Source organism: Oerskovia sp. NPDC060338 (assembly GCF_042726295.1).
In the GTDB taxonomy this organism is placed as follows: Bacteria; Actinomycetota; Actinomycetes; order Actinomycetales; family Cellulomonadaceae; genus Oerskovia; species Oerskovia merdavium.
The window spans coordinates 144,656-155,910 of sequence record NZ_JBHXCQ010000013.1 but is presented as its reverse complement, the minus strand read 5'-3'; the positions used below and the strand labels follow the sequence as shown (position 1 = coordinate 155,910).

The following is an 11,255-nucleotide window of genomic DNA, read 5'->3' as shown; positions in this document are numbered from 1 at the left end:
GGCCGCCTCTGCGCGGGCGCCCCCCGGGCCCCCCCGCGGGGGGGCTCCCGCCCCCCCCCCCCGTACTGGGGTTGTGGGTTGTTCCCCCCCAACACCCCCCCCCCAACCCCGTTCTCGGCACGGCACCGGTCGGAGTCGGCAGCCCGGTCCGAGGCGGCCCCCGGGCAACCTCGGCAGCCCGGTCAGGCCACCCGGCTCACTCGCCCGGGTAGACCACGCCCGTCTGACGGCGGACCTCGTCCATGGTCCGCATGACGTCGAGCGTGTCCTGCCACGTCATCCGGGGGCTCTCGGTCAGCCCGGCCTCGAGGCAGCGCGCGACCTCGGCCGCCTGGTACTGCTTGCCCTCGCCGCGGAAGCCCTCGTAGCGCCACTCGGCGCCGTCGTGGCGGACCACGCGGAACGACGTCGGGGCGTAGAACGTGCCCTCGACCTCGATGCGCCCCGCGGTGCCGGAGATCGACGCCACGTTGGGCGTCTGCGACCACAGCGTCGTCGAGAGCGTGGCCATCGCACGGCCGTAGCCCAGCGTGATGCCGAGCTGGCCGTCGACGCCCGTCTCGGTCAGCGCACCGACCGCCGTGACCGACGACGGCGCGCCCAGCACGTCGTGCGCGAACGACACGGGGTAGACGCCGAGGTCCAGCAGCGCGCCGCCCGCGAGCTCGGGCGCGTAGAGCCGGTGCGCGGGGTCGAACGGGAAGAACTGGCCGTGGTCGGCCGTCACGTTGACGATCTCACCGATCTCACCGCGCGCGATCACTCCGCGCAGCGCCGCGACGTGCGGCAGGAACCGCGTCCACATCGCCTCCATGACGAACACGCCCGCGGCACGGGCGGCGTCGAGGATCTCGCGCGCCTCGGCCTCGTTGCGCGTGAACGCCTTCTCGACCAGGACGTGCTTGCCCGCGGCGATGGCCAGCAGCGCGTGGTCACGGTGGTGCGAGTGGGGCGTGGCGACGTACACGACGTCGACCTGCGGGTCCTCGACGAGCTCGGTGTAGTCGGCGTGGGTCGTGTGGATGCCGTGCTCGGTCGCGAAGCGCTCGGCGCGGACGCGGTCGCGCGACCCCACCGCCACGACACGGGCTCGCGTGTGGTCGCGCACGGCCTCGGCGAACGACCCGGCGATGTTCCCGGCGCCCAGGATCCCCCAGCGGACGGTCGGCGCGGTCCGGGGATCGGGCACGACGCCGGAGATCACCTCGGGGAGGTCGGCAGCGGTCGCGGCGAGGTGAGGCAGGGAGGTGGGCTTCGGGTCGGTCGGTGCCGCGGTGCGGGCGTCGTTGCTCATGGGTTCACGCTAACCCCGTGGGAGCGCGGCCACGGGTCATTGCCCGAGGTGTGGTCGTGCAGCGCCCAGGCCTGTCCGCGACGAGCACGGGGTTGCGCGCGGTCGAACCCCGCGATCTCGTCCGTCCCGGCCGTCAGGACGACCGCAACCCCGTTCTCGGCACTCGGCACCCAACACCCGGCACCGGCCCCCGGCGCCCCCACTCACTCGCCCGGGTACACGACCCCCAGCTGAGAACGCGCCGCGTCCATGACCCGCATCAGGTCGAGCGTGTCCTGCCACGTCATGCGCGGGCTCTCCGTGAGTCCCGCCGCGAGGCAGCGCGCGACCTCGGCCGCCTCGTACTGCTTGGCGCCCGGCGTGTACCCGTCGTAGTCGCGGCGGGCACCGTCGGCCCAGACCACGCTGAACGCCGTGGGCACCATGAAGCGGTCGACGACCTCGATCCGCCCGCCCGAGCCCGCGACCACGAGCGACGTCGCCGACTGCGCCAGGACCGACGACGCGAGCGTCGCGGTCGCCCGGTCGCCGTACCGCAGCACCACGGTCGACTGGGCGTCCACCCCGGTGGGAGCCGGGAGACCCACGGCCGTGACGTCGTCGGGCATACCCAGGAGGTCCGTCGCGAACGCGAGCGGGTAGATCCCGATGTCCAGCAGGGCGCCGCCCGCGAGCTCGGGCGCGAAGAGCCGGCTCGCCGGGTCGTACGCGGCGTTCGACCCGTAGCTCGCCGTGACCGACCGGACGTCCCCGATCTCGCCCTGCGCGATCAGCGCGCGGATCGCGGCGACGTGCGGCAGGTGCCGCGTGAGCATGGCCTCCATGACGAACACGCCCGCGGCGTGCGCGGCGTCGAGCACCTCGCGAGCCTCGGCCTCGTTGCGCGTGAACGCCTTCTCCATGAGCACGGGCTTGCCCGCCGCGATCGCGAGCAGCCCGTGGTCGCGGTGGTGCGAGTGCGGGGTCGCGACGTACACGACGTCCACGTCCGGGTCCGCGACGAGCGCCTCGTACGAGCCGTGCACGGTCGCCGAGGGCGCGTGCCGCTGCGCGAAGTCCCGCGCCCGGTGCTCGTCGCGCGAGCCCACGGCCGCCACGTGGCCCTGCGTGAACGTCCGCACCTCGTCGGCGAACGAGCCGGCGATGTTCCCCGCGCCGAGGATCCCCCAGCGCACGGGCGGGGCCGTGCCCGGGTCGGGGACGGCGTCGAGCACGTTGACCACGGCGTGGGAGACCATGCCTCCACGCTACTGCGGCCCCGGGGGAGACCGGTCGACGGACCGGTCTCCCCCGGGGCCGCAGCCCTCAGGACAGGTTCAGGACACGGCTCCGCGACGTCGGAGCGCCACGAGCGTCAGCCCCGTCCCGAGCAGCAGGGCAGCCACGCCGGCGAGCACGCCGGCCGTCGCGCCCGTCGTGGCGAGGGCCCCGCCCGTCGCCGTCGGGCGGGCGGCAGGCGGCTCGGTCGGCGGCACGGCGGCGGCCGGCGGCGTCTCGCCGGGGGGCTCGGTCACGGGTGGCACCGTCGCAGGCGGGACGACCGGGGTCGCCGGGTTGTCGAGCGCCACCTCGACCAGACCCTCCTCTCCGACCGTCACCTGCGCACCGCCGTCGACCGGCGTGACGCCCTCGCCCGAGAACACCGGCGCCCCCCAGGTCACGCCGTCGACGGCGGCGGGCGAGAGCTCGCTCAGCGTGACCACCGTCCCGGCCGCGAGACCCTCAGCGACACCGTGGCACCGTCGGTCACGGTCAGGCTCCCCGACGCGGTCCGCCCGTCCCGCTCGGTCGTGTACTCCACGGTGAACTCGGTCCCCGCCGGGACCCCGGCGGCACCTTCGCCCGTGACACGCTTGGTCAGCCGGAGCTCGCCGTTGCCGTCCCCGTCGCCGTCACCGCCTGCACCCGCGTACTCGAGGACCCGCTGGTCGTCCCAGCCTGTGCTGCCCGCGATCTGGTTGCCGAACGTGTCCCCGTCCCGCACGCCTGCGGGGAGCGTCATCTCGTAGCGGACCATGTACATGCGCGAGCCGTCGGTGACGGGATCGACGAACGTGAGGTCGAACGAGGACCCTGCGACGTCCGGGGTGTAGACGTACCCCGTGCCACGTTCGAGCCACACGGCGTCGCCGGAGAAGTCGCCGTCGTTCCAGTCGGCCAGCGGGACGTAGCCGACCACGAGCGAGTCGTCCCTCATGGTCAGCCGTGAGTCGTACGTGTCGGTCACGACGACCGGGCCACCTGCCGATGCTGCCAGGAACTCGCTCGGCACGTAGACGTCCCAGACCGCGGTCCTGCCGTCGGTGCTGACCCAGCCGTTCTTGAGAGGCTGCTCGGGGGCCGACCACCCCGCCCCCGGGATCACCTCGCCACCCGGCACCGGTACCTGGATCACCATGTCGTTGCCCGTCACGAACGAGAACGTGCCCCCCTCGCCCACGTCGTCCACCTGCGCCCAGAAGTACAGCGTGCCGTGCACGTTGGTCGCGGTCTCGACATAGGGGCTGAGCGTGCACGCGAACCCGTCCTGCGTGACGTCGCAGGTCCCGACGACCGCTCCCTCGGGAGTCTTGAGGTCGAACGTCGTCGCGAAGCCGGTCACGCGGGGCGACTGCGGGAAGGCCAGGGTGAAGGTGTCGCCGGCGCGCGACCCGTCGGGCACGGCCCACGTGGCCTCGATCCGCAGGGACTGCCACAGGTGGACCTCGTCGACCGGCTCGGTGATCGTGACCGTCTTGATGGCGTCGAGCTCGGCCGCGGCCGCCGTGCGTGGCATCGCGAGCACGCCGACGAGGGCGAGCAGAGCCGCGAGCGCGGCCGTCAGCATGCGCCACGGCAGGGCTGCGGTGGAGGGGGGTGCGGCGACCGTCGCCGCGTGCCGGGGCGAGCCGGCCGGTCGGTTGTTCGTCATGATGGCTCCTCGGGTGGTGCCCGGCGGGTCGGGGAGGACCGTCGGGTCGCACGGACGGGTGATCCGTGGTAACTGGCAAGACGCCGGGCGCCGTGCCGCTTGACGCGAGAACTGCCGATGTGTCGCACGTCACCCCGTGCCGGGACACGATGGATCCACCCGAACGAACGGAACCCCGATGGCGCACCCAACTTCCCCACGGCCCTCGGCGAGCCCGCCGCCTGGAGCGCGGCCCAGCGCCCCGGCCGACCGAGCCGGCGCGACCGCCGGCGCAGGCGCCCCCGGCAGCGCCGCCTGGGCGCGCGGCCTCGTCAAGACGTACGGCCAGGGCGAGACGACGGTCCGCGCCCTCGACGGGGTCGACGTCGACTTCCGGGCGGCCGAGCTCACGGCCATCATGGGACCGTCGGGCTCGGGCAAGTCGACGCTCATGCACTGCATGGCCGGCCTGGACACACCGACGTCGGGCAGCGTCGTGATCGACGGGACCGAGGTGAGCCGCCTCTCGCAACGGCGCCTCACGGCGCTGCGGCGGACCCGGATCGGGTTCGTGTTCCAGTCGTACAACCTGGTCCCGACCCTCACCGCCGCAGAGAACATCACGCTCCCGCTCGACATCGCGCGCGCGCCCGTCGACCGGGCCTGGTTCGACGAGGTCGTGGCCGCGGTGGGCCTGGGCGACCGCCTGCACCACCGTCCGTCCGAGCTCTCGGGCGGCCAGCAGCAGCGGGTCGCGTGCGCACGCGCCCTGGTGTCGCGGCCGTCGGTCGTGTTCGCCGACGAGCCCACGGGAAACCTGGACTCGCGCTCGTCCGCGGAGGTCCTGGGCTTCCTGCGGCGCTCGGTCAACGAGCTGGGGCAGACGGTCGTCATGGTCACGCACGACCCACGCGCGGCCTCGTACGCGCACCGGGTCCTGTTCCTGACCGACGGGCGGATCACGGCCGACCTCGCGGCCCCGACCAGGCGCGACATCCTCGACGCGCTCGGCCAGGCGGAGGAGGACTGATGCTGCGGGTCGCGCTGCGCGGGGTCCGGGCCCACCTGGTCCGCTTCCTGCTGTCGACGCTCGCCGTGATGCTCGGCGTCGCGTTCGTCGTGGGGACCTTCACGTTCCGCGCGATGCTGTCGTCGACGTTCGACGAGATCATCGCGACGACCCTCGTCGCCGACGTGTACGTGCGTGGCGCCGAGGAGATCGACGCCACCACGAGCGCGGGCAGCTCGTTCGGGACACCTCACGCCCCGGTCCCGGTCTCGCTCGCGGACACGGTCGCGGGGGTCGACGGCGTCGCGCGCGCGGTGCCCGACGCCTCGGGCCCGATCGTCCTGGTCGCGGCCGACGGCACGGCCGTCACGACGTCCGGTCCCCCGAGCATCGGGATCGCGGTGGGCCCCGACGAGCCGACCGTGACGCTCGCGAACGGGGCGTGGCCCGTGGGCGGCACGCAGATCGCGCTCGAGGAGAGCGCGGCCGCGGCTGCGGGACTGACCACGGGCGACACGACGACCGTGGTCCTCGCGGGCGCGCCGCAGCCCGTCACCGTCACGGGGATCTTCGCGATCGAGGCCGCTGCGGCGGGCACCATCCTGGTGGGGCTCGACCCCTCGACCGCGCTCGCGACCTACGCGCCCGACGGCACGGTCCCCACGATCTCCGTCTACGCCGCGGGGGACGTGTCCGAGCAGGTGCTCGCCGACCGGGTCGCAGAGGTCCTGCCGGCGGGAGCCGAGTCCCTCACGGGCGAGGCCATGCGCGACGAGGCCCGCGAGGGCGTCGAGCAGATCCTCGGCTTCATCGAGACGTTCCTGCTGGTCTTCGCGGCCATCGCGCTGTTCGTGGGGGCGTTCATCATCGCCAACACGTTCGCGATGTCGGTCCGCGAGCGCCAGCGCGAGTTCGCGCTGCTGCGCGCGCTCGGGGCCTCGCCCGCGCAGGTCTTCGCGTCGATCCTCGCGCAGGCCGTCGCGGTGGGGCTGCTGGGGGCGGCCGCGGGCGTGGTCCTGGGCAGGGTCCTGGTCAGCGGGTTGCGGGCGGCGTTCGGCTCGACGGGCATGGAGCTCTCGGGACGTGTTCCGCTGAGCGTCACGTCGGTCGTGGTCGCGATCTCGCTGGGGGTCCTGGTGAGCGTGGTCGCGGCTGCGGTCCCGGGCCGCCACGCGGCCCTCACGCCTCCGGTCCAGGCCATGCACGACGACGTCGCTCCGGACCGCGGCACGGGCACCCGGGCGGTGGTCGGGCTGGTGCTCACCGTGGTCGGTGCCGGGCTGCTGGTGCTGGCCTCGCGCCTCGGGAACTCGGCCTCGGCCGACCCGACCGGGTGGGCCCTGGTCGACGACCTCAACCCGCGGGTCCTGCTCGCGGTGGGCGCGAGCGCGGCTCTCGTGGGCGTCCTGGTCCTGTCGCCCGCGATCGCCGGGCCCGTCATCACGGTCCTCGCCGCCCCGGCGGTCGCCACGATCCGGCCGCTCGGCCGCCTGGCCCGCGGCAACGTCACGCGCAGCCCGCGCCGCACGTCGAACACGGCCGGCGCGCTCCTGATCGGGATGGCCCTCGTGAGCGCGACCGGAGTCATCGCAGCCTCGACGCAGGCCTCGGTACGGTCGATCGTCGACGAGCAGGTGCGGGCCGACTACGTGGTCCAGGCCGCCGCCGCCACGGGCGCGCTCCCCCCGGGTGTCACCGATGCCGTGACCGGCCTCCCCGCCGTCGGGCAGGCGCTCGCGCTACGGCTCGGGACCCTCGACGTCGACGGCGAGCCCAGCGGTGCCACGGTCGTGCCGCCCGGGTTCTTCGCCGAGGCGCTCGACGCCCCCGTGGTCGAGGGCGACCCCGACGGGGCGCTCGCCGACGGCGAGGCCGTGGTCAGCCGGACCGCGGCGCGGGACGAGGCGTGGGAGGTCGGCGACACCCTGACCCTCACGAGCGACGACGGCGCCCGCACGCAGGACGTGCGCGTCGGGGCGATCGTCGACACCCAGGTGATCTCGTCCGACGTGGTCCTCGCCGACGCGACGTACGCGAGCGTGGGTGTGCCCGAGATCCCCACGTACGCGATCTACGTCACCGCCGCCTCCGGGACGTCCGGGGCGGAGCTGCGTGACGCGCTCACCGAGGCGGTCAAGCCCTTCCTCGTGGTCTCGGTCCTGGACCGCGAGGAGCTCGCCAACGCGGCAGCCGCCCAGGTGGACCAGGTCCTCGTGATCCTCTACGCGCTGCTCGGTCTGTCGATCGTCATCGCGCTGCTGGGCATCGTCAACACGCTCGCGCTGTCGATCATCGAGCGCACGCGCGAGATCGGGCTGCTGCGCGCCGTGGGCCTCGGACGCCTCCAGCTCGCGGGCATCATCACGATCGAGTCCGTCCTGACCGCGGTCTACGGCACCGTGCTGGGCGTGATCACGGGCATCGCGATCGCCGCGGCGCTGCCGGGGGTGCTCGCCGAGCAGGGGCTCACGAGCCTCGCGGTCCCCTGGGGGCAGGTGCTCGCGGTCCTGGGCCTGGCAGTCGTGATCGGCCTGGTCGCGAGCGTGTGGCCGGGCATCCGGGCCTCGCGCCTGCCGGTCCTGGAGGCGGTCACGGTCGACTGACACGTCGTGCCTGCCGTCGAGATAGTACGTTCTGCGCGAGGTAGTGCGCGGCGCGTCCTACCTCGCGCAGAACGTACTACCTCGCGCCGGGGCGACGCGATTACGTCGTCTCGGCGGACACCAACCTGGCCGCCGCGGCCGGGGTCCGGTAGCGACGCAAGGGTGCGTTGCGCCAGGCGACCAGCCCGACGACGGCGCTCGCCGCGAGCCCGCCCGCCACCAGGGCGACGGGCGCCGAGGTCAACGACGCGAGGACCCCACCGCGGAAGTTGCCCACCTCGGGGCCCGCGACCCCCACCACGTGCTCGACCGACGACACGCGGCCCCGGAACTCGTCGGGCGTCTCGAGCTGGACGAGCGCCCCGCGCGTCACGACCGACACCGTGTCGGCCGCCCCCGCGACCGCGAGGCACGCGAGCGCGAGCCACAGCGGCCCGGCCAGCCCGAAGCCCGCGAGCGCGATCCCCCACGTCGCGGCGGCGGCGAGCTGCAGCGCGCCCGACCTCGGCGCGCGCGTGACCGCCCCGGACAGCAGCCCGGCACCGATCCCACCCACAGCGACCGCCGAGAGGAACAGCCCGAGGGTGCGCGGGTCGCCGTCGAACCGGATCTCGTTGACGAGCGGGAACAGCGAGACGGGCATCGCGAGCACGGTCGCCGCGACGTCCGTCGCGAACGACCCCCGCAGCGTCGGCCGCTTCCAGACGATCGACCACCCGCCCGCCGCGGCCCGACGGCGCACGGGGCGTCCGCGGTCGGCCGCCGGTCCGCCGTCCGGCACGGGTGGGAGGGGCGGCAGCGCAGGTACGGGGCCGCCGTGCGGCCCGGGCACCCGGGCAGGCTGGGGCACGGGTGGGAGGGGCGGCAGCCGCACCAGCCCGAGCAGGGCGACCACGGCCGCCGCCACCTGCAGCCCGTAGGCGGCCGGGAGGTCCCAGCGCGCGACGACGAGCCCGGCCAGTGCCGGACCGACGAGCATCGCGACCTGGAACGCGAGGTTCTGCAGCGCGAGCCCTGCCGCGACCTGGTCGGCGGGCAGGAGACGAGGCGGCACGGTCCGCCGCGCGGGTGCGCCCAGCGCGTTGCACGCGGCGCCGAGGCTCACGAGGGCGAGCAGCACCCACACGGATCGGTTGCCCACGACCGCCTGGGCGGCGAGGCCCACCGCGGCGAGCGCCTGGCCGGTCGACGCGAGGCGCATGATCGTGCGGCGGTCGTGCACGTCGGCCAGGTGTCCGCCGACGAGGCCGAGCGTGAGGAGAGGCACCGCGGTCGCGAGGCCGATCGCGCCGGTCCACACCGGGCTGTGCGTGAGCTCCCATACCTGGAGCAGGACCGCGACGGTGGCGACCTGGTACCCGAGACCGCCGACCGCCGACCCCGCCCACAGGTCGCGGTAGGCAGCGCTGGTGCGCAGCGGGCGCAGGTCGAGGACGGTGCCCCGCACGTCAGGACCTCTCGGGTGCCCGGGCGCCGGGCGCCTGCGCGGGGTGGCCGGCGGCGTCGAGCCGCTCGACGAGGCGCTCGCGCAGGGACCTGCTCGCGAGGACACGCTCGAGGTCGGTGACCACGGCGCTCAGCGCGTACGGCAGCTCGTCGTCGATCTCGGCGATCGACTCCTCGGTCGCACGCCACTCGGCCTCGAGGAGAGGGACGAGCGCGCGGGCCTTGTCGGTGAGCGCCACGCGGCGCGTGCGGGCGTCCTCGCCCGACTCCGTCCGGACGAGGCCCTCGCTGCGCATCGCGGTGACCGTCTGGCTCATCGCCGAGTGCGTGCGGCCGAGCGACGCGGCGAGCTCGCGGATCGTCAGCGGCCCGGTGTGGGCGAGACGGATGAGCGGGTAGACGAAGCGTGGACGCACGCCGTCGACCCCGCGGTCGGTGTAGACGGTGCCGATCTCGTCGTCGAGCCGGCGCAGCAGGGCGTGCAGGGAGTCCCAGCGTCCGGGGACGGCGGTCGGGTCAGAGGATGTCACAGCACTGTTATAACAGCACTCATACAAGCGTGTCGAGCCGGTGCTTCGACGGGCGGTCGACCCCGCCCCGACGTAGCGTCGAGGTGCCGCGTCCCGCGGGAGAGACCCTCCCGTGCACGGCCGCGCGATTCCCTGTCCCCACCCGAGGAGGTCCACATGTCCGAGGTCCCGATCCGCACCCTCATCAGCCCGCTGCGCTACGTTCAGTCGCGCGGCGCGCTGTCGCGGCTCGGCGAGTTCGTCGCACCGATCGGCACCAAGCCGCTGCTGGTCGCCGACGACGTCGTCTGGGAGATCGTCCAGGACACCGTCGCCGAGTCGTTCCAGGCCGCGAACCTGCCGCGAGCGCGTGAGGGCTTCGGCACGTACGCGACCGCCGCGGAGGTCGACCGGCTGGCACGCCGCATCCGGGAGACCGGGTCGGACGTGATCGTCGGGATCGGCGGCGGCAGCACGATCGACGCGGTCAAGGCCGCCGGGCACCTCGAAGGAATCCGGTGGGTCTCGGTCCCGACCGTCGCCTCGACCGACGCACCGTGCTCCGCGCTGTCCGTCATCTACACCGAGGACGGGGCGTTCGAGGAGTACCGGTTCTTCCCGCACAACCCGGACCTGGTCCTGGTCGACACCCAGCTCGTGGCCAACGCCCCGGTGAAGTTCCTCGTCGCGGGCATCGGCGACGCCCTCGCGACGTGGATCGAGGCCCGCGCCGTGGCCAAGGCCAACGCGACGACCATGGCGGGCGGGCTGCCTCTCATCACCGGGACGGCGCTCGCCGAGCTCTCGTGGAAGATCCTGTGGGAGAACTCGCTCGCGGCGATCGAGGCCGTCAAGGAGCACCTCGTCACGCCCGCGGTCGACGCCGTGGTCGAGGCCAACACCCTGCTCTCCGGGCTCGGCTTCGAGTCGGGCGGCCTCGCCGCGGCCCACGCGATCCACAACGGGCTCACGGCCGCTCCCCAGACCCACGGGCTCACGCACGGCCAGAAGGTCAACATCGGCTCGCTCACCCAGCTCGTGCTCGAAGGGGCCCCGTCCCAGGAGATCCGGGACTTCGTCGAGTTCACGACGCGCGTCGGGCTGCCCAACACGCTGACGGAGATCGGGCTCACGACGGCCGACGTGGGCGACCTGCGCCGCGTCGCCGAGGCCGCGACGGCACCGGGCGAGACCATCCACGCGATGCCGTTCGAGGTCCGGGTCCCCGAGCTGGTCGACGCGCTGCGCTCGATCGAGGGGCTGTCGCGCGCGATCCGTGCGGACGCGGGCCTGCCCGATCCCGTGAGGTACACGGGGCACTGAGGTGCTGTCGGCCAACCGCGGCCTTCCGGCCGGCCCTCCCACCCGGCCCTCCCACCAACGAGGTAGCCGCCGAGGTAGAACGTGGTGCGCGAGGTAGTGCGCGCCGCGTTCTACCTCGCGCAGCACGTTCTACCTCGAGGGTCCGGCCGGCATGACGAAGGCCCCGGCCCGCTCCCTCACG

The 11,255-nt window shown here is 74.1% G+C and carries 9 protein-coding genes; 3 read left to right on the top strand and 6 right to left on the bottom strand.

Going from position 1 to position 11,255, the window contains the following annotated elements; translation table 11 throughout:
* Positions 1-196 precede the first annotated feature (196 nt).
* From ACFWGN_RS16820 to ACFWGN_RS16805, 4 genes are all read right to left on the bottom strand, one after another.
* Complete coding sequence (locus ACFWGN_RS16820; RefSeq protein WP_377618401.1) at positions 197-1,294, bottom strand: Gfo/Idh/MocA family protein; 1,098 nt, start codon at positions 1,292-1,294, stop codon at positions 197-199.
* Between the two features lie 203 nt (positions 1,295-1,497).
* Complete coding sequence (locus tag ACFWGN_RS16815) at positions 1,498-2,532, bottom strand: Gfo/Idh/MocA family protein (protein ID WP_377618399.1); 1,035 nt, start codon at positions 2,530-2,532, stop codon at positions 1,498-1,500.
* Positions 2,533-2,610: 78 nt separating this feature from the next.
* The gene (locus ACFWGN_RS16810) at positions 2,611-2,997 is read right to left on the bottom strand and encodes a hypothetical protein (RefSeq protein ID WP_377618397.1); all 387 of its coding nucleotides are present in this window, start codon (positions 2,995-2,997) and stop codon (positions 2,611-2,613) included.
* Positions 2,985-4,205 carry an Ig-like domain-containing protein gene (locus ACFWGN_RS16805; RefSeq protein ID WP_377618395.1) on the bottom strand — a complete coding sequence of 407 codons (1,221 nt, stop codon included), beginning with the start codon at positions 4,203-4,205 and terminating at the stop codon, positions 2,985-2,987. Before ACFWGN_RS16805 ends, ACFWGN_RS16810 begins: the two co-directional genes overlap by 13 nt.
* Before the next feature lie 178 nt (positions 4,206-4,383).
* On the opposite strand from ACFWGN_RS16805, the gene ACFWGN_RS16800 reads away from it, so the two are divergent.
* Complete coding sequence (locus ACFWGN_RS16800; RefSeq protein WP_377618393.1) at positions 4,384-5,214, top strand: ABC transporter ATP-binding protein; 831 nt, start codon at positions 4,384-4,386, stop codon at positions 5,212-5,214.
* A complete protein-coding gene (locus ACFWGN_RS16795) occupies positions 5,214-7,796 on the top strand; it encodes an ABC transporter permease (protein ID WP_377618391.1) in 2,583 nt (860 codons plus the stop codon). The genes ACFWGN_RS16800 and ACFWGN_RS16795 overlap by 1 nt, the downstream gene beginning before the upstream one ends.
* A 100-nt stretch (positions 7,797-7,896) precedes the next feature.
* Here the strand turns inward: ACFWGN_RS16795 and ACFWGN_RS16790 are convergent, their stop codons facing one another.
* Together ACFWGN_RS16790 and ACFWGN_RS16785 are read right to left on the bottom strand one after the other, a co-directional pair.
* Positions 7,897-9,243, bottom strand: a complete 1,347-nt coding sequence (locus tag ACFWGN_RS16790) for an MFS transporter (protein WP_377618389.1) — start codon at positions 9,241-9,243, stop codon at positions 7,897-7,899.
* A gap of 1 nt (position 9,244) precedes the next feature.
* Complete coding sequence (locus ACFWGN_RS16785) at positions 9,245-9,772, bottom strand: MarR family winged helix-turn-helix transcriptional regulator (RefSeq protein ID WP_377618387.1); 528 nt, start codon at positions 9,770-9,772, stop codon at positions 9,245-9,247.
* Between the two features lie 156 nt (positions 9,773-9,928).
* Here ACFWGN_RS16785 and ACFWGN_RS16780 point away from each other — a divergent pair, with 156 nt between their 5' ends.
* Positions 9,929-11,074 (top strand): glycerol dehydrogenase, encoded by a 1,146-nt coding sequence (locus ACFWGN_RS16780; protein ID WP_377618385.1) that lies wholly within the window; start codon positions 9,929-9,931, stop codon positions 11,072-11,074.
* Positions 11,075-11,255 lie beyond the last annotated feature (181 nt).